The organism is Aliiroseovarius sp. M344 (assembly GCF_025140835.1).
Taxonomy (GTDB): domain Bacteria; phylum Pseudomonadota; class Alphaproteobacteria; order Rhodobacterales; family Rhodobacteraceae; genus Aliiroseovarius.
The window spans coordinates 2,849,575-2,867,500 of the sequence record NZ_CP081153.1; the positions used below are offsets into that span (position 1 = coordinate 2,849,575).

A 17,926-nucleotide genomic window follows, 5' to 3' on the forward strand; every position below is an offset into this window, starting at 1 on the left:
TGAACGGCGGGGGTCGAGGAAAGAATATGCGTCTGGTTTGTCCTAGTTGCGGCGCGCAGTATGAAGTAGATGACCGCGTGATGCCCGAAAGCGGGCGTGATGTTCAGTGTTCCAATTGTGGACACGCTTGGTTCCAATTGGCCCCAAGCGCGGAGGCCCGCGTCAAGGCCGAAGAAGAAGCTGCGCCATCCCCCTTCGACAATATCGACGAGATGGACGAAGAGGCGACAGAAGTCTTTGATGAGGCCGTTGAAGCCGAGACTTCGGAACCTGACCTGTCCGACGACGACCAGACTGAAGACAGTGGCGATGACGCGCCCTCTACGCCAGCCCGGCAATTGGATGATGACGTCCGCAGTATTCTGCAAGAGGAAGCTGCGAAGGAACTCAAAGCACGCGACGACGAACGCGAAAGCCTTGAAACGCAAACTGATCTGGGTCTGGACGAAGCTCCAGGTACTGGGTCAGACAGCACCAAACGCACCCTTGCTGACGTCGAACCCACTGATCAAGACGAACAACCGCTTGCGTCCGACGACCTTAAGCGCAGCGATGTCCTGCCCGATATTGAAGAGATCAATTCGACGCTCGACGCGCCTGCGGGCGAGGCTGGCAGCACCGCTGTCGACGCTGTAGACGGAGAAGAGTTTAGCCCGAACAGTTTCCGCCGCGGCTATATCTTGGTCATCGTTTTGGCGTGCATTCTGGCCATTCTCTATATTTACGCTCCTGCAATTGGTGAACGTATCCCTGCAATCCAGCCTATCTTGGATCAATATGTCGAGGTCGCGGACCGGGTCCGTGTTGGTCTGGAAAGAATGATGCGGTCTGCAATCGGCAAGATGCAGGGTTTGATCGATAAGCCGGAATAAGGCTGACCAGTCAACATCCAGATATCACGCAGTGTCAGTTGCTGCGAAAAATACGCGATTCACCAATCATCTCTTCCAGGGCCGCGATGCGATCGGCGCTGTCACTGCGGCTTTGGATATCGGCCACAAGGGTTTCGATCAGGAAGTTGATCGCCAGTGTCGAATCCCAGCTTGATGGCACCTCGACCAGACTGCGGAAACAGAATTTGGCATGGCGTTCGATTGGCGACCCCCACTGATCGGTAAACAGCACGATGTTCGCACCCTGATCGACGACCAGTTTGGCCAAACGCTCCAATTCTTTCTCATATCGCCGAATGTCGAAAACGATGAGAGTAGAGTTTTCATCCATATCCAAAAGCGATTGAGGCCAGACGCTGGGCGAGAAATCCAACAGCGTCACACCGGGTCGAATGATCTGAAGGTGATTGAAAAAGTAATGCGCGTTTGATCGCGTGATCCGCCCGCCCAGCAAGTACAGTCGCCGATTGGGATCTGACAGAAGCGCGGCCGCTCTGTCAAATTCGTCAAGATCGAGACGCTCAAGGCTGCGGTTAATATTACGCGACACGGCCTCGGCGAAGCGGCTGATGATGTGGTCTTTCCCGCCAGACACCCCCGCGGTTTCAAGCTTTGCCAGCGGTTCTTTCATCTGGGCGGCAATCTCGTCCCGGATGGCGTCTTGCAAGTCTGGAAAGCCCTGATACCCCAATTTGCGCGCAAGGCGAATAACTGTGGGCGTTGAAACCTCGGCGCTTTCCGCCAGCTTGGTGATCGACTGCAGCCCTGCGACCAACGAATCGTCCAACAGCGTGGCTGTCAGTCGCCGTTCAGCAGCTGTCAGCTCGTCCTGCTTTGCCCGGATTTGGTCTTTGACGAGAGGTTTCTTTGCCATTTGTCACCATTTCAATCAACAATAGCCGCAGTGTAGCGATCGCTACAGAATACATCTTGACACATGCGATCTCGTTGTAGTGATAATTACACATCACGAAACGGGGGTGCAAGAAATATGCTCGGGAAAGCTTGGCCAGCGGCTGCGCTGATAGGGGCTGCGGGAACAGCTCCCGTTGTGCTTGTCTGCGAGCACGCATCCCATTTCATCCCGCCTGAGTATGATGGTCTTGGGTTGGCAGACGATGCGCAGCACTCTCATGCTGCTTGGGACATCGGGGCCCTGGATGTCGCCAAGTGCTTAAGTGCTCTGCTTGATGCACCCCTTGTCGCAGGTCAGGTTTCGCGGCTGGTCTACGATTGCAATCGCCCGTTGGAGGCCCCCGATTGCGTCCCTGCCCGCAGCGAGATTTTCGAAATACCCGGAAACGCTGGGCTTGACGATGCCGGAAAACAGCATCGTTTCGACACAGTCCATGTCCCATTTCATGCCGCTGTCGATCAGGTCATTGACCGGCAGATCGAACGGTCCAGCGCCCCGGTTCTGCTGGTCACGGTTCACAGCTTCACGCCCATTTATCACGGTCAACGCCGCACGTTGGACATTGGGTATTTGCATGACAACAGCAGCAATGCCGCCAAAGCCGCTGTCAAAATCGAGCACGGCCAAGGTATCTATCGCGCGGCAATCAACGAACCCTATGCCGCCCGAGACGGCGTGACCTATTCGCTGGCCAAACACGCCGAAGCGCGCGGTTTGGAAAACGTCATGATCGAAATTCGCAATGACCTGATTGACACCCCCGCAACTGCAGAAAAAATGGCGCAGCATATCGCCGCCACGCTTGGGCAGGTCATCGCACAGATCACCACAATGGAAACCGCCGAAATATGACAGCGCTTCGCAAATTCATCAGCATTGTTGATCAGATCAACTATCGCATCGGACGGGTGACCATGTATGGCATCTTTGTCATGATGGCGATCCTGTTGTGGTCTTCGATCTCGAAAACCTTCTTTAACCCGTCGCTCTGGACGCTGGAAATGGCGCAGTTTGCCATGGTGACCTACTACATTCTGGGCGGGCCCTATTCGATCCAGATGGGATCGAATGTCCGTATGGACCTTCTTTACGGCGGGTGGAGCACACGCCGCAAAGCCGCCATAGACATCATCACGGTGATGTTCCTGATTTTCTATCTTAGCGTTCTGCTTTGGGGCGGTGTCGACAGTACGATCTATTCCTTCAGTTATGGCGGCGAGCGTAGTCCGACAGCGTGGCGCCCTTATCTATGGCCAATCAAACTTATTATGTGCACCGGGATATCACTGATGTTGCTGCAGGCCATATCCGAGCTTTTCAAAGACATTCTGCGCCTGCGCGGCGAGGAGATCGACAATGTCGTATGAGTTGATTGCGATCTTCATGTTCGCAACCATGATGGCGATGCTTCTGACCGGACAGCGCGTTTTTGGCGCGATCGGCTTTGTGGCCGTGATCGCGGCACTTGTCCTTTGGGGCGATCGCGGTGGCTATGACATTGCCTTTTCCTCGGCAATGAAACTGATGAAATGGTATCCGTTGCTGACCCTACCAATGTTCATTTTCATGGGCTACGTGCTGTCAGAGTCGAAGATTGCTGATGACCTGTACAAGATGTTTCATGTCTGGATGGGCGGCCTGAAAGGTGGTCTGGCGATCGGGACAATTGGTCTTATGGTGCTGATTTCGGCCATGAACGGGCTGAGTGTTGCGGGCATGGCGATTGGCGCGACGATTGCTTTGCCCGAATTGCTGAAACGGAACTACGACAAGAAAATGGTGACCGGCGTCATTCAGGCGGGATCGTCACTGGGCATTCTGGTGCCGCCCTCCGTTGTGCTGGTTCTCTATGCCATGATTGCCCGTCAGCCGGTTGGCCAGTTGTGGCTGGCTGGCGTTTTGCCCGGGCTGATGATGGCCGCGATGTTCATCATCTATATCGCGGTTCGGTGCCACATAAATCCCGCGCTCGGCCCCGCCCTTCCGAAAGAGGAACGCGACATCCCCATGTCCGAAAAGCTGGCGCTGTTACGGGCCGGAATGCTGCCCTTGGTCATCTTCGCGGCGATGATGGTGCCCTTCGTCAACGGTTGGACCTCGCTTGTTGAGAGCTCGGCCATCGGCGCAATTACCGCGTTCCTTGCCGCCGTCCTGAAAGGTCGCATGACCAAGGAGGTGTTCGAAACCTCGGTCAAAATGACATTGGGCATTAGCTGTATGTTCATGTGGATCATTCTTGCCGCTTTGGCCTTTGGTGCCGTGTTCGACGGCTTGGGCGCTGTGAAAGCCATCGAGACTCTATTCACCGAGCGGTTGGGTCTGAACCCATGGGTCATCTTGATCCTGATGCAACTAAGCTTCATCCTTATGGGAACGTTTCTGGATGACACCGCAATGCTGGTCATCGTCGCTCCACTTTACGTGCCTCTGGTCGCCGCACTTGGTTTCGATCTGATCTGGTATGGTGTGCTCTATACGATCACGACTCAGATCGCATATATGACGCCGCCTTTCGGCTATAATCTGTTTTTGATGCGCGCGATGGCCCCGCCGGAAATCACGCTGCGCGATATTTATGGCTCCATCCTACCCTTTGTGCTGGTGATGGTGCTGGCGCTGACATTGGTCATCCTGTTCCCGGAGATCGCCCTTTGGCTGCCGGGTTGGGTCTATGGAAATTAAATCAGAGAGCTCGGCAAACGAGCCGAAATCAACTTGCAACAAGGAGAACAACAAATGACAACGAGACGTAAGTTTATCGCCGGCGCAGGTGTTGGCGCTTTGGCAGCGCCGCTTGCTACTCCGGCGCTTTCTCAATCCACAATCAAATGGCGGATGCAGACCTATGCAGGACCCGCGCTGGCCGAGCATGTGATCAAGCCTGCCATCGACATGTTCAACAAGATCGCTGGCGACCGGATGCAGATCGAGCTGTTCTTTGCAGATCAGCTGGTGCCCACGGGTGAGCTATTTCAGGCCATGCAACGCGGCACGATTGATGCGGTTCAGTCAGATGACGACTCGATGGCATCCCCGACCGAAGTGACCGTGTTTGGCGGGTACTTCCCCTTTGCGTCGCGCTATTCGCTGGATGTGCCGGTGCTGTTCAACCAATACGGTCTGAACGAGATATGGGACGCAGAATATTCCAAGGTCGGCGTAAAACACATCAGCGCTGGCGCATGGGATCCATGCCATTTTGCCACCAAGGATCCGATCAATTCGCTTGAGGATCTGAAAGGCAAGCGCGTCTTCACCTTCCCGACCGCTGGCCGCTTCCTTGCCCAGTTCGGCGTTGTGCCTGTCACACTGCCTTGGGAGGATATCGAAGTTGCTGTTCAAACCGGCGAGCTTGACGGCATCGCATGGTCGGGCATCACCGAGGACTACACTGTTGGTTGGGCCGATGTGACCAACTATTTCCTGACCAACAATATCTCGGGCGCATGGGCCGGATCGTTCTTTGCAAATATGGATCGCTGGAACGAACTGCCTGAGGACCTGCAAACGCTGTTCCGCGTCTGCTGTGATCAGTCGCATTACTATCGCCAATGGTGGTATTGGGGCGGCGAGGCCAGCCTGCGTGTGAACGGACCCAAGATGGAACTGACCACAATTCCTGACGCCGAATGGGCACAGGTGGAAGACGCGGCAATCAAATTCTGGGATGAAATAGCAGCGGAATCCGAAACCAAAGCCAAGGTTGTGGATATCATCAAAAAGTATAATGCGGACATGCAAAAAGCTGGCCGTCCATATCGTTACGGCTAATCTGCGTATACTCACTTTCCGGGCGAGTATCTTGCTCGCCCGGTTCACTTTCAGAGGGTCCAACTATGTCGCCTATACTTTCTTTTGAAGATCTGAAGTCCCAAGTCGCGGAGGGTGAAATCGACACCGTTCTGGTGTGTTTCGTCGACATGCAGGGCCGCCTGATGGGCAAACGGTTTCATGCAGGCCACTTCGTAGCTGGCGCGTGGGAGGAAACCCACTGTTGCAACTATTTGCTGGCCACCGATCTGGAAATGGGGACGCCGGATGGCTATGCCTCGACCAGTTGGGAGCGCGGCTATGGCGACTATGTCATGAAGCCAGATTTGGCCACACTGCGGCCTGTGCCATGGCTGGACGGTACAGTGATGGTGCTGTGCGATGTTTTGGACCACCACACCCATGAAGACGTGCCCCATTCGCCACGCGCAATCCTGAAGCGTCAGGTGGCGCGCTTGGCTGACATGGGCTTTGATGCGATGTGTGCAACCGAGCTGGAATTTTTCCTGTTCGAGAAGAGTTTTGAGGAGATTAGCAAGGGTGGGTTCCGCGATTTGACGCCCATCTCGGGCTATAACGAGGATTACCACATCCTGCAGACCACCAAAGAAGAATACGTGATGCGGCCGATCCGCAATCACCTGTGGAATGCCGGCTTGCCGATCGAAAACTCAAAAGGTGAAGCCGAGGCTGGCCAGGAAGAGCTGAACATCAAATATGCGGCCGCAATGGACACAGCAGCCTTTCACACGATTGCCAAACATGCGGTGAAGGAAATTGCTTGGCAGCAAGGACACGCCGCAAGTTTCCTGCCGAAATGGCACCACGAAAAGGTTGGTTCCTCCAGCCATGTGCACCAGTCGCTGTGGAAAGACGGCAAACCAGCTTTCGTTGATGCCGATGATAAGCTCGGCATGTCGGCGCTGATGAAAAACTATATGGCCGGGCTGCTGAAATACGCACCGGACTACACCTATTTCATGGCGCCTTACATCAACAGTTATAAGCGGTTCATGAAGGGCACATTTGCGCCCACGCGGATCATCTGGTCGGTGGACAACCGAACAGCAGGGTTCCGGTTGTGCGGAGAAGGAACCAAGGCGATCCGGGTGGAATGCCGCATCCCTGGGTCAGATATGAACCCCTATCTTGCAATTGCAGGGATGCTGGCAGCTGGCATTGCTGGGATCGAGGAAGCGCTAGAGCTTCAGCCCCCAACCACGGGCGATGTTTATAAGGGCGATACCGGAATGATCCCGGGCAACCTGCAAGCCGCGCGCGATGCACTGCATGGGTCGGCCATGCTGCGGGCCGCGATGGGAGATGACGTCATTGATCACTATACCCGCGCTGCGGAAGTGGAGATTGAGGAATTCGAACGCGTGGTGACCGATTGGGAAATCGCGCGTGGGTTTGAGCGGGCGTAACAAGATTTCCTGCCTCCGGCGGGGATATTTACGGCCAAAAGAAACATGAGGAAAATGGTCTATGAACCAGGTTTTAAATTGTGTGTCGCCGATTGACGGTTCAGTTTTTGCAACGCGTGAGACGTTGTCGCGGGAGGATGCGTTTGTCGTGGCTCAGCGGGCGCGAGATGCACAAGCGGCGTGGGCTGCGCGTCCACTTCAGGAGCGGATCGATCTTGTGCAGGCAGGGGTTGCCGCTGTGGGCGCGATGAATGACGACATTGTGCCGGAGTTGGCCCATATGATGGGGCGCCCTGTACGCTATGGCGGCGAGTTTGGTGGGTTCAACGAGCGCGCGACGCATATGGCCAGCATTGCAGCCGAGGCGTTGGCGGATATCAATGTTGGCGAGGATGCTTCTTTCAAGCGTTATATCAAGCGTGTGCCGCATGGCGTGGTGTTCGTGGTCGCGCCGTGGAATTACCCATACATGACCGCAATCAATACCGTCGCGCCTGCGCTGATTGCGGGCAACACTGTGGTGCTGAAACACGCCACCCAAACGCTTTTGGTTGGCGAACGCATGGCGGCGGCGTTTCATTCTGCCGGCATTCCCACCGATGTGTTTCAGAACGTGTTTCTGTCGCATGACGTGACCAATGATCTGATTTCGGGCAACGCGTTCGACTTCGTGAACTTCACCGGATCAGTTGGTGGCGGGCAAGCGATGGAACGCGCAGCGGCTGGCACGTTCACTGGCGTCGGCACCGAGCTTGGCGGAAAAGATCCCGGCTATGTCATGGAGGACGCTGATTTGGATGCGGCCGTCGAAACCCTGATCGACGGGGCGATGTTCAATGCCGGTCAGTGCTGTTGCGGGATCGAGCGCATCTATGTTCATGAAAGCCTGTTTGACGATTTTGTCGCCAAGGCGGTCGAGATTGTGAAAGGCTACAAACTTGGCAGCCCACTAGACCCGGAAACCACACTTGGTCCGATGGCCAATGTGCGGTTTGCCTCTGAAGTGCGTGCCCAGATTGACGAGGCATTGGCCGATGGCGCGAAGGCCCATATCGACACGTTCCCGGAAGATGATGGCGGGGCGTATCTGACGCCTCAGATTTTGACAAACGTCACCCACGACATGCGTGTGATGCGGGATGAAAGCTTTGGTCCCGTTGTCGGGATCATGGCCGTCAAGACCGACGAAGAGGCGATCCGCCTGATGAATGACAGCGAGTTCGGTCTGACGGCCTCGCTCTGGACGCGCGACGTCGAGCGTGCGCAATCTGTTGGCGATCAGGTTGAGACCGGCACCGTTTTCATGAACAGGGCGGATTATCTTGACCCGGGTCTGTGCTGGACAGGCTGTAAAAATACTGGTCGCGGTGGGGGATTGTCGGTGATCGGCTATCAGAACCTGACCCGTCCGAAATCCTATCATCTGAAAAAGGTAACATCATGAGCCTTCTAGGAAACTGGTCCTATCCGACCGCAATCAAGTTCGGCGCAGGCCGTATCAAAGAATTGCCGCTGGCATGTGCACAGGCGGGCATCAAACGCCCCCTTCTGGTGACGGACAAGGGGTTGGCCGATCTGCCGATCACCAAGGACACACTGGACGTTATGGATGGGGCCGGGCTGGGCCGCGGCCTGTTTTCGGACGTGGACCCAAACCCGAACGAAACCAATCTGACCGCCGGCGTCAAAGCCTATAAGGCGGGTGGTCATGATGGCGTGATCGCGTTTGGCGGCGGGTCAGGGCTGGATCTGGGCAAAATGGTAGCCTTCATGGCAGGTCAGAATCGCCCGGTCTGGGATTTCGAGGATATTGGTGATTGGTGGACCCGCGCAGATGCCGATGCAATTGCCCCGATCGTAGCCGTGCCCACCACGGCCGGCACCGGGTCAGAAGTGGGCCGCGCCAGCGTCATCACCAACTCTGAGACGCACGAGAAGAAGATCATCTTTCACCCGAAGGTGCTGCCCAGTGTGGTCATCTGCGATCCAGAACTGACGGTCGGGATGCCGAAATTTATCACCGCAGGCACCGGGCTGGACGCCTTTGCCCACTGCGTCGAGGCCTATTCAAGCCCGCACTACCACCCGATGAGCCAGGGCATCGCGCTTGAGGGTATGAAGCTGGTCATCGACAATCTGCCCCGCGCCTATGCGGACGGCACTGATATCGAGGCCCGCGCCAACATGATGAGCGCCGCCGCCATGGGCGCGACCGCATTTCAAAAGGGCCTTGGCGCGATCCATGCGTTGAGCCACCCAATTGGCGCGATGTATCACACCCATCACGGCACAACGAACGCGATCTGCATGCCTGCGGTGCTGCGCCTTAATGCCCCGGCGATCATGGATCGGTTTGATCTGGCGGCGGGCTATCTTGGGATCAAAGGCGGGTTTAATGGGTTCCAGAGCTTCGTTCAGGAATTCAACGACAGCATGGCGATCCCGAGACGCGTTGGTGAGCTTGGCGTCACCAACCCCGATATCGACACGCTGGTGAAAGGCGCGTTGATTGATCCGTCTTGCGGGGGCAACCCTATAGAACTGAACAAGGACAACCTAACCCAACTGTTCCACGACGTTCTTTGAGCGATTGACAAGCGGTGCCCCTCAGATCCTGAGGGCTTGAGGGGCACTTCTGCAAATACGATCAAAGGCGCAGCACCACGTTGACCGGCCTTAAGGTTAGTCGCCAGTTCGCTGAACATGAACCGCACAGCGGCAGTGGCGCACCACACGTGCTGCAGTCGAGCCAAGGAAAAAATCACTTATACCTGGCTTATGCGACCCGATCACGACGCAATCAAAACTCTTCTCATGCGCATAATCAATGATGGTGCGCGCGGTATGTCCTTTTAATAGAACTGTTGTTACACCTTCCAGATCAGCCGTCTTTTGCTCCAGAATGGTTCGGGCGTGGTCAAGTCCGGCCTTCAAGATATCTTCGTTGAGATAAGCACTGACCGACGCCTGTGGAGCTTCGTGAACATGCAGTGCTGTGATCGTACCACCTTCGGCAAGAAGGCGTTTCGAAATCTCTAATGTTTCTGCTGAGATGTCGTGATCCAGCGCCATTGGGACAAGAATTTTCTTATACATTTGATCCTCATTCAATCATCAGCACCGTTTGACTGATGAACAGCCACGTCAGCACCTGAGGTCGTGTAGTGCACAGATCACCAAGGCCCTGCCTTGACGCACATCATGCCGCCAACGCTTTCGGATTAACTGCGCAGCACGTCGCCCAAGTTTTCTGATATGCGCGACAATTTTGGCGTTAGCGGAAAGAGCGTGGCTTGAATTGAGTGATAAATGTCCGGCTTGCCTTTAAACTGGGTGACCGTCGGTTTGCCAGCCGCATCAATCTCGGGATACCAACCACCGCGATTATGATCGATGAAATGGGAATCCGCGAACTGCCACATCCGCGCATACCATTCCGCTTGAACCTGTGACCCTCCGAGCTTTAGGAAGCTGGCAAGAACGCCGATCGCCTCAGTCACAGGCCACCAATAGCGGTCTCTGATGTCAGGCGTTCCGCCAGTCTTCAGTGTGTAATACAAACCACCGTTCTTGTGATCCCATGCGTCCGTCAGAGCACGCTCGGTCAATGCCCATGCAGCCTCGCATGACGCATCATCAGGTCGCCCGCGCAGATCCCAGTATTGCAGCAATAACCGTGCAAGCTCGAACGAATGGCCCGGAGTGGTGCCCGCAGGGCGAAACATAGGATCACCGGAATAGCTGAGGTCGACTTGCCAATCTTTTGTGTAATGCTCGGGCAGCCGCCAGCCCTCTGTCTGACCGATCTTGCCGATGAAAAAATCCAGAATTTGCCCGACTTTTTTCATGTAATCTTCGCGTCCAGTCGCTTCGTAAGCGGTCAGCAGTGCCTCGACAGCATGCATGTTGGTATTCATCCCACGATACGACGAAAAGGGGGACCAGTCGCGATTCCATTCGTCGGCAAACAGCCCCGCGTCATCCTCCCAGTATCGCTGGTTCAACACTGACGTCACATTATCGATCAATCGGTCTGCATCCGGATGCCCCGCCAACTTCGCGCTCGCCCCTGCCAGCAGAACGAAGACATGTCCGTAAGCCAGTTTCCGGTCGTCATGCACTGTGCCGCTGTCAAGCGCCCACAAATACCCGCCGTGTTCCCGATCACGGTGGCGATGCCAGAGATACGACATACCTTTATCAATAACGGCGTCGCAGCCAGTTAGCCCAGCCTGTTTTCCCAACGCGTATGCGTGGGTCAGCCGCGTCGTCGTGTGTAGTTCTTGGACGGCACTATCCAGCGGGGCGCCGTCGCGCCCCAAAATATAGAAGCCTTCGTCCGGTCGCAGGCTACCTCTGAAAAAGGCGAACTGGCTGTGCGCATCAACGCGCAACCATTCCTGCTGCTCTGGTGTGCCATACTGATGTCGCCGCTTGGGCGGTTGTGTCGGGTGATACGTCGTCATATCGAAGACCCTCTCAAATGCACTGGCAATCCCTATGCCTGACAGTTGCTTGGGCACTTATGGCTGGCCTGAGCAAGGCAATGCAATACGGTCTTGTTGGCAAAGCCGGCAGATCTTGGATCTGGTGAACAGGACATCAGGATCAGGCAACAAAAAACCGACCACAACAGACGTTGTAAGGTCGGTTTTTGGTTTTGGTTGCGGGAGTAGGATTTGAACCTACGACCTTCAGGTTATGAGCCTGACGAGCTACCGGGCTGCTCCATCCCGCGCCAATGCGGTGTATATAGGCGGACAGTTTGGGAACCACAAGCTCATTCGGCAAAAAAACTGTTACAATAGGCGGTTGGTTTATTCGACCGGGTGACATTACCGGTGCGTTTGTTTAACTGGTTGAGAACACGGAAGGTTATTGTAATGGACGGCACGCTGGCAGTCTTGTTTCTATTCACTGGTTTGATCGACATGTGGGTCAATCACTGCGACACAGGGTGCGTGAAACCGGTGGCCACCGTGGCCCGCCAAGTCGCATCCGCAGGGCGGCTCATATTCGAGGCTGATTCCATAGGGGCTGAAGCCTATTACCGACACGACTTGCCGATCAGCTTTGGCCCTTTCCAGCCCGCGATCGGCGCTTCTGTGGACAGTTTGGGTGACGTATGGATCGGCCTTGGCGCCGTGAATGCCTTTCACCTTTGGGGCAACACCTCTTTCGCGCAGTTTTCGTTCATGCCTGGCCTCTGGTTGCGCGGAAATGGCCCCGTGCTTGGACATGCGGTTGAGTTTCGCTCGGGGATAGACGCTGGCTATGAGCATCCCAATGGAATGCGTTACAGCATTTCGCTTGATCACCGCTCCAACGGCGACATCGTTCCGACCAATCCCGGACTGGAAACCCTGCAACTTCGCGTCTCTGTGCCTACCGAGTAAATTTGGCGCGAAGCCGACCACTTTCTCCGCCAAGTTTGCCGAAACGACATCTTAGGCGCATAGTTGGCATGTGAAGACAGCTACTGTGCTCATATTCTGCGGGCTTTTCGCGATGGCAACCAGCCAGCCAGCGCGATCGGTTAGCTATGACACTCTTGTGACAAGCCCTCCAATGGACCCTTGTAATCAGTTCTTCGACGGCGCCGAAATGGTGGTGCTTTACCTCGACATGGGGCTCGAAGGGGGGGAGGTGCAGGTTGCCCTCCCACAGTCTTATCTGGAAGATCGCGCCGATCAGCAAAGCGGGTTGCGTCATGGCTCGCTGCTGCTGCGAATGATGGTGGGAAGTGCTTTGCCGGTCAGCCGCGAGCAAGCGCGGAGATTGACAGCGACACAAAGCGCCGCACATCTGACCCTTCTCATTGGCGATTTCGCTGATCTGGAAAAGGTCATTGCTAATCTGACTGCCGCGGCTGTACCTGCCCGGAATGCGGTCACTCGAACCCCGTCAGACTTTGGCCTGTCGCGCCTATTCGCGGGCGATGGCGACCAATCCACATTGATCTATACAGCGGTGAACCCCAGTGGCGAGCTCTCCGCGGTTTTGGAATGCAGGGCGGCAGCGGGTAAATCAAACCAATCCTGCACCCATTACTTTCGAACCCATGCGATCGACGCCGTGGTAGACTATGCTTCAAAACTTTTACCGCAATGGCTGCAGATTCAGACCCAGATCGACCGTTTCCTTAGCTGTGCGACGAATGGGTTTGAGTAATGAGATACCTTGCGATCTCGGCCTCCGTCGATTGCACCACTCAATTGCATTGCCAATTGGGCCGCTATGAGATGCGTGCCATAGCATCTTGGTCTTGAGCTCCCGCGCGAGCCACTTTTTGCGCCAGATCCAGTGTGATCACAGCATCAAGGGCCAACCGGAATCGCGCATCCCGTTCTGCACGTCGCTTAAGCGCGTCGACATCCCACTCCAGAACATCACCATCTTCAGCAAGAAAGGTTGACGCAGACGCGGGATTGCCAGTCAGAAAAGACACTTCACCAACGAAGCTGCCCTCCGGCATCGTGAAGGCATTGCCAAACTTCTCTATCCTGATTGTACCGCTTATAACGTAGTAAAGGATTTCGACATCCACATTTTGATGCGTCATTTGATAGCCTGCCGGTCGTTTACTGCGACGGGCAAGCCGCATCAGTTTTCGGAAATCTCCGGGCGGCAATGTGTCGAAATGATCATAAATGTCGACGAACCGCCGTGGGATCGCCAGCCTCGACTTTCGAAGCAATAAACTGCCAAGTCCGATAATGTTGGCGGACCCGGTCGCCGCGCTCGCCCAGATCGCCGGCCAAAGAGGGGTCGGTGCCACAACGTAGTAGTACCAGATGTACAAAGCAGTGCCGATGAGCAGCATGATGCGCAGGATGACCTGATTGATGATCAGGTATCCCAAAACGAACATGCCGGCAGCAGCCAACACGAGGATGTCTGAAAGCGCCAGCGTTTCCATGGGTACTCCCTAAGGCAACTAGGCTAGCATAGGGTGAGGCAATTGAGGAAGAGTGATGGGGTTTCAAAGCATCACTGGTCATAAGGAGAAACGAGTTATCCAGTTTCGGACCCGGGTCTGGGATTGGAGTCGCCGATGGTTCGAGTTGGTCGGGAAATCGCTTTCTCCGATGTGACCTGCGCCAGAAACTCTAGGTTACAGTCGGTGAACAATAGCTCACCACTGTCTATTTGGTAAGGCTTGAGTTTATGAACGCGATCCTCCCTTGGCAAGAATAGACACTAGCTGATGCATAGCAACGATCTATCCACCGTAGAAGAAAGTGTCTGGGGAGACAGAAAGCCATAAATTGATCGACGGGTATATCCCCACGAATAACACTGTTTGGCAGATGTAGGTGTTCCGCTCTTTTCTCCCATCCGGCCGCTTCAAAATACGCTGAGACCACGTCCTTTGGGCACATCTTGCCCTTCAGCGCGGCGAACATGTTTTTCGTACTTATTCTTTTCCGACTCTCACCACTCGGCCCCACAAAAGGCGGATTTGCCAAAACCTCCGCACAGTTTTCGGCGCGTGTTTCTTGAGGTGCAATGAGGAGAGAGAAAGCAAGGAGTGTTGCGAGGGCATTGGTTTTCATTTTGTTTTTTTGGTGTTTGCGGGGTCGCTATTGGCGCGGGTTAAGTATGGCTTGGTTTGAGCCGATTTGAAGTCCGGATTTCCACCATAGGCATGTGCACGCCTCCCCCAACGCAAACCGCCCCGGCCAATGTTGGCTCGGGGCGGTTTGTTTGTGTTGATATCGTATTTGAGAGAATTAGCTCTTTTCTAGGTTTGGCGGTGACCTACTCTCCCACGTCTTAAGACGCAGTACCATTGGCGCGACAGTGCTTAACTTCCGAGTTCGGGATGGGATCGGGTGTTTCACTTGTGCTGTGACCACCAAACCGAGGAAAGAGCTAATTGGAGCGATGCTTTTGTTTGCTTCTCTCCAGTTCCAAGTCAGTACACTTAGGTGTGTATGCTTTTGAGTGATCGTAAAAGTGTCTAGCTTCTACTGGATCAAATCAAGCCTATCGGACAATTAGTACCGGTCAACTGAACGCATTGCTGCGCTTACATCTCCGGCCTATCGACGTGGTAGTCTTCCACGGTCCTCAGGGATACCTTGTTTTGAGGGGGGCTTCCCGCTTAGATGCCTTCAGCGGTTATCCTGTCCGAACATAGCTACCCAGCACTGCCGTTGGCACGACAACTGGTCCACCAGTGGTTCGTTCACCCCGGTCCTCTCGTACTAGGGGCAACTCCTCTCAAGTATCCTACACCCACGGCAGATAGGGACCGAACTGTCTCACGACGTTCTAAACCCAGCTCACGTACCTCTTTAAACGGCGAACAGCCGTACCCTTGGGACCTGCTCCAGCCCCAGGATGAGATGAGCCGACATCGAGGTGCCAAACACTGCCGTCGATATGGACTCTTGGGCAGTATCAGCCTGTTATCCCCGGCGTACCTTTTATCCGTTGAGCGATGGCCCTTCCACTCGGGACCACCGGATCACTATGGCCGTCTTTCGACTCTGCTCGACTTGTCAGTCTCGCAGTCAGGCTGGCTTCTGCCATTGCACTCAACGAGCGATTTCCGACCGCTCTGAGCCAACCTTCGCGCGCCTCCGTTACTCTTTAGGAGGCGACCGCCCCAGTCAAACTACCCGCCACGCAGGGTCCCGGATCCGGATAACGGACCGCGGTTAGACATCAAACAAAACAAGGGTGGTATCTCAAAGGAGGCTCCACAGAAACTAGCGTTCCTGCTTCAAAGCCTACCACCTATTCTGCACATATTGTATCTGATGCCAGTGCGAAGCTGTAGTAAAGGTGCACGGGGTCTTTCCGTCTAACCGCGGGAAGCCTGCATCTTGACAGGCAATTCAATTTCGCTGAGTCGATGTTGGAGACAGCGGGGAAGTCGTTACGCCATTCGTGCAGGTCGGAACTTACCCGACAAGGAATTTCGCTACCTTAGGACCGTTATAGTTACGGCCGCCGTTTACCGGGGCTTCAATTCGGAGCTTGCACTCCTCCTTTTAACCTTCCGGCACCGGGCAGGCGTCAGACCCTATACGTCGTCTTGCGACTTCGCAGAGCCCTGTGTTTTTAGTAAACAGTCGCCACCCCCTAGTTTGTGCCCCCAGTCAATACTTGCGTAGAAACTGGGCCTCCTTCTCGCGAACTTACGGAGGTATTTTGCCGAGTTCCTTCAACATCGTTCTCTCAAGCGCCTTGGTATACTCTACCTATCCACCTGTGTCGGTTTAGGGTACGATCTAATAGAGGGGCTATTTCCAGGAACCTCTTAGCAGCCCATTCAATCCGATAAGGATGAACTACCTTCGAGATCCGTCACCACCTCATGGCCCAGGAATATTAACCTGGTTCCCATCGACTACGCCTTTCGGCCTCGCCTTAGGGGTCGGCTTACCCTGCTCAGATTAGCTTTAAGCAGGAACCCTTGGATTTTCGGCGACAGGGTCTCTCACCCTGTTTGTCGCTACTCATGTCATCATTCTCACTAGTGATCTCTCCACCGGATCGCTCACGCGCCGGCTTCACAGAAAGCTCCAATCCTCAAACATGCCCGAAGGCATTAATGAGGAACGGAACTATGTCACACTACGCTCTGCTACCGCGTGCACATAAGTGCACACCCTAAGCTTCGGCTCATGGCTTGAGCCCCGGTACATCTTCGCCGCAAGACAACTTAAATTAGACCAGTGAGCTGTTACGCTATCTTTAAAGGATGGCTGCTTCTAAGCCAACCTCCTGGTTGTTTTGGTCGTCTCACCTGCTTTCCCACTTAGCCATGAATTAGGGGCCTTAGCTGTAGGTCAGGGTTGTTTCCCTCTCCACAACGGACGTTAGCATCCGCTGTGTGTCTGCCATATAGTACTTCTCGGTATTCGGAGTTTGATTAGGATCAGTAAGGCTGTAGGCCCCCATTACCCATTCAGTGCTCTACCCCCGAGAGTATTCGTATGACGCTCTACCTAAATAGATTTCGCAGAGAACCAGCTATCTCCGAGTTTGATTGGCCTTTCACCCCTAGGCACAGCTCATCCCGATCTTTTTCAACAGATGTGGGTTCGGTCCTCCAGTGCGTGTTACCGCACCTTCAACCTGGCCATGCCTAGATCACTCGGTTTCGGGTCTGATCCACCTAACTCATTCGCCCTATTAAGACTCGCTTTCGCTGCGCCTACACCTAACGGCTTAAGCTTGCTAGATAGACCAAGTCGATGACCCATTATACAAAAGGTACGCCGTCAGCCCTCAAGGGGCCTCCGACTGATTGTAGGCGTTCGGTTTCAGGTACTGTTTCACTCCCCTCGTCGGGGTGCTTTTCACCTTTCCCTCACGGTACTGGTTCACTATCGGTCAGTAAGGAGTACTTAGCCTTCGAAGGTGGTCCTCCGATCTTCAGACAGAATTTCACGTGTTCCGCCCTACTTAATACGTCCAATCATGCTTCATATACGGGACTGTCACCCACTATGGTTGTGCTTTCCAACACATTCTATCCACACTCATGGCTCGGCTGGTCCCCGTTCGCTCGCCGCTACTAGGGGAGTATCAATTGATGTCCTTTCCTCCGGGTACTTAGATGTTTCAGTTCCCCGGGTTTGCTTTTATAAACCTATGTATTCAGTCTATAAATACCTGTCTCAGAAAGATATAAGCTGCCACAAATACTCGAAAGTATCTAAGCAATTATATCAAACTGTCAGGTGGGTTGCCCCATTCGGAGATCTTTGGGTATAACGGCTATTCTCACCTTCCCAAAGCTTATCGCAGAGTATCACGTCCTTCATCGCCTCTTACTGCCAAGGCATTCACCAAACGCCCTTCTCGCGCTTGATTTGATCCAGAAGAAGACAGACCTTTTGTATATCTGACCTCTTACCCCAGAAGGGGCAATCTGGACCAAAAGCATACTTTCCCGCGCT

The 17,926-nt window shown here is 54.6% G+C and carries 14 protein-coding genes, 1 tRNA gene and 2 rRNA genes; 10 read left to right on the forward strand and 7 right to left on the reverse strand.

Features of this window, described 5'->3' with window-relative positions:
- The first annotated feature begins 26 nt into the window (after window positions 1-26).
- Window positions 27-872 (forward strand): zinc-ribbon domain-containing protein, encoded by an 846-nt coding sequence (locus K3556_RS14040; protein ID WP_260517394.1) that lies wholly within the window; start codon window positions 27-29, stop codon window positions 870-872.
- Between the two features lie 34 nt (window positions 873-906).
- On the opposite strand, the gene K3556_RS14045 is transcribed toward K3556_RS14040, so the two are convergent.
- A complete protein-coding gene (locus K3556_RS14045; RefSeq protein ID WP_260517395.1) occupies window positions 907-1,767 on the reverse strand; it encodes a MurR/RpiR family transcriptional regulator in 861 nt (286 codons plus the stop codon).
- Between the two features lie 117 nt (window positions 1,768-1,884).
- On the opposite strand from K3556_RS14045, the gene K3556_RS14050 reads away from it, so the two are divergent.
- The 7 genes from K3556_RS14050 (at window position 1,885) to K3556_RS14080 (ending at window position 9,593) form a co-directional block, all read left to right on the forward strand.
- Window positions 1,885-2,661 (forward strand): N-formylglutamate amidohydrolase, encoded by a 777-nt coding sequence (locus tag K3556_RS14050; RefSeq protein WP_260517396.1) that lies wholly within the window; start codon window positions 1,885-1,887, stop codon window positions 2,659-2,661.
- A complete protein-coding gene (locus K3556_RS14055; protein WP_260517397.1) occupies window positions 2,658-3,176 on the forward strand; it encodes a TRAP transporter small permease subunit in 519 nt (172 codons plus the stop codon). Before K3556_RS14050 ends, K3556_RS14055 begins: the two co-directional genes overlap by 4 nt.
- Complete coding sequence (locus tag K3556_RS14060) at window positions 3,166-4,491, forward strand: TRAP transporter large permease subunit (RefSeq protein ID WP_260517398.1); 1,326 nt, start codon at window positions 3,166-3,168, stop codon at window positions 4,489-4,491. The genes K3556_RS14055 and K3556_RS14060 overlap by 11 nt, the downstream gene beginning before the upstream one ends.
- Window positions 4,492-4,545: 54 nt before the next feature.
- Window positions 4,546-5,580, forward strand: a complete 1,035-nt coding sequence (locus tag K3556_RS14065) for a TRAP transporter substrate-binding protein (RefSeq protein WP_260517399.1) — start codon at window positions 4,546-4,548, stop codon at window positions 5,578-5,580.
- 65 nt (window positions 5,581-5,645) lie between these two features.
- Window positions 5,646-7,007 carry a glutamine synthetase family protein gene (locus tag K3556_RS14070; protein ID WP_260517400.1) on the forward strand — a complete coding sequence of 454 codons (1,362 nt, stop codon included), beginning with the start codon at window positions 5,646-5,648 and terminating at the stop codon, window positions 7,005-7,007.
- A gap of 61 nt (window positions 7,008-7,068) precedes the next feature.
- Window positions 7,069-8,451: an aldehyde dehydrogenase family protein gene (locus K3556_RS14075; protein ID WP_260517401.1), complete on the forward strand. Its 1,383-nt coding sequence runs from the start codon at window positions 7,069-7,071 to the stop codon at window positions 8,449-8,451.
- Window positions 8,448-9,593 carry an iron-containing alcohol dehydrogenase gene (locus K3556_RS14080; protein WP_260517402.1) on the forward strand — a complete coding sequence of 382 codons (1,146 nt, stop codon included), beginning with the start codon at window positions 8,448-8,450 and terminating at the stop codon, window positions 9,591-9,593. Before K3556_RS14075 ends, K3556_RS14080 begins: the two co-directional genes overlap by 4 nt.
- Before the next feature lie 96 nt (window positions 9,594-9,689).
- Here K3556_RS14080 and K3556_RS14085 read toward each other — a convergent pair whose 3' ends face one another.
- The 3 genes from K3556_RS14085 to K3556_RS14095 all read right to left on the reverse strand — a co-directional run bounded on the left by K3556_RS14085 (window position 9,690) and on the right by K3556_RS14095 (window position 11,745).
- Window positions 9,690-10,103 carry a universal stress protein gene (locus tag K3556_RS14085; protein WP_260517403.1) on the reverse strand — a complete coding sequence of 138 codons (414 nt, stop codon included), beginning with the start codon at window positions 10,101-10,103 and terminating at the stop codon, window positions 9,690-9,692.
- A gap of 125 nt (window positions 10,104-10,228) precedes the next feature.
- On the reverse strand, window positions 10,229-11,473 hold the full coding sequence (locus tag K3556_RS14090; RefSeq protein ID WP_260517404.1) for an AGE family epimerase/isomerase: 1,245 nt from the start codon (window positions 11,471-11,473) through the stop codon (window positions 10,229-10,231).
- Between the two features lie 195 nt (window positions 11,474-11,668).
- A tRNA-Met gene (locus tag K3556_RS14095) sits at window positions 11,669-11,745 on the reverse strand.
- Between the two features lie 145 nt (window positions 11,746-11,890).
- Between K3556_RS14095 and K3556_RS14100 the strand changes: the two genes are divergently transcribed.
- A complete protein-coding gene (locus tag K3556_RS14100) occupies window positions 11,891-12,403 on the forward strand; it encodes an acyloxyacyl hydrolase (RefSeq protein ID WP_260517405.1) in 513 nt (170 codons plus the stop codon).
- Between the two features lie 172 nt (window positions 12,404-12,575).
- Window positions 12,576-13,178: a hypothetical protein gene (locus K3556_RS14105; protein ID WP_260517406.1), complete on the forward strand. Its 603-nt coding sequence runs from the start codon at window positions 12,576-12,578 to the stop codon at window positions 13,176-13,178.
- Window positions 13,179-13,242: 64 nt separating this feature from the next.
- Here the strand turns inward: K3556_RS14105 and K3556_RS14110 are convergent, their stop codons facing one another.
- From K3556_RS14110 to K3556_RS14120, 3 genes are all read right to left on the reverse strand, one after another.
- A complete protein-coding gene (locus K3556_RS14110) occupies window positions 13,243-13,926 on the reverse strand; it encodes a Crp/Fnr family transcriptional regulator (protein ID WP_260517407.1) in 684 nt (227 codons plus the stop codon).
- An 829-nt stretch (window positions 13,927-14,755) separates the two neighbouring features.
- Window positions 14,756-14,870: ribosomal RNA gene (rrf, locus tag K3556_RS14115) — 5S ribosomal RNA — on the reverse strand.
- 116 nt (window positions 14,871-14,986) lie between these two features.
- A 23S ribosomal RNA gene (locus K3556_RS14120) occupies window positions 14,987-17,840 on the reverse strand.
- Between the last annotated feature and the right edge of the window lie 86 nt (window positions 17,841-17,926).

What these genes read in the sequence shown, in the direction of transcription:
- K3556_RS14055 (WP_260517397.1), top strand. Translation starts at nt 2,658, where the DNA reads ATGACAGCGCTTCGCAAATTCATCAGCATTGTTGATCAGATCAACTAT.
- K3556_RS14100 (WP_260517405.1), top strand. Translation starts at nt 11,891, where the DNA reads ATGGACGGCACGCTGGCAGTCTTGTTTCTATTCACTGGTTTGATCGAC.
- K3556_RS14075 (WP_260517401.1), top strand. Translation starts at nt 7,069, where the DNA reads ATGAACCAGGTTTTAAATTGTGTGTCGCCGATTGACGGTTCAGTTTTT.
- K3556_RS14040 (WP_260517394.1), top strand. Translation starts at nt 27, where the DNA reads ATGCGTCTGGTTTGTCCTAGTTGCGGCGCGCAGTATGAAGTAGATGAC.
- K3556_RS14065 (WP_260517399.1), top strand. Translation starts at nt 4,546, where the DNA reads ATGACAACGAGACGTAAGTTTATCGCCGGCGCAGGTGTTGGCGCTTTG.
- K3556_RS14090 (WP_260517404.1), bottom strand. Translation starts at nt 11,473, where the DNA reads ATGACGACGTATCACCCGACACAACCGCCCAAGCGGCGACATCAGTAT.
- K3556_RS14080 (WP_260517402.1), top strand. Translation starts at nt 8,448, where the DNA reads ATGAGCCTTCTAGGAAACTGGTCCTATCCGACCGCAATCAAGTTCGGC.
- K3556_RS14060 (WP_260517398.1), top strand. Translation starts at nt 3,166, where the DNA reads ATGTCGTATGAGTTGATTGCGATCTTCATGTTCGCAACCATGATGGCG.
- K3556_RS14050 (WP_260517396.1), top strand. Translation starts at nt 1,885, where the DNA reads ATGCTCGGGAAAGCTTGGCCAGCGGCTGCGCTGATAGGGGCTGCGGGA.
- K3556_RS14110 (WP_260517407.1), bottom strand. Translation starts at nt 13,926, where the DNA reads ATGGAAACGCTGGCGCTTTCAGACATCCTCGTGTTGGCTGCTGCCGGC.
- K3556_RS14105 (WP_260517406.1), top strand. Translation starts at nt 12,576, where the DNA reads ATGGACCCTTGTAATCAGTTCTTCGACGGCGCCGAAATGGTGGTGCTT.
- K3556_RS14085 (WP_260517403.1), bottom strand. Translation starts at nt 10,103, where the DNA reads ATGTATAAGAAAATTCTTGTCCCAATGGCGCTGGATCACGACATCTCA.
- K3556_RS14045 (WP_260517395.1), bottom strand. Translation starts at nt 1,767, where the DNA reads ATGGCAAAGAAACCTCTCGTCAAAGACCAAATCCGGGCAAAGCAGGAC.
- K3556_RS14070 (WP_260517400.1), top strand. Translation starts at nt 5,646, where the DNA reads ATGTCGCCTATACTTTCTTTTGAAGATCTGAAGTCCCAAGTCGCGGAG.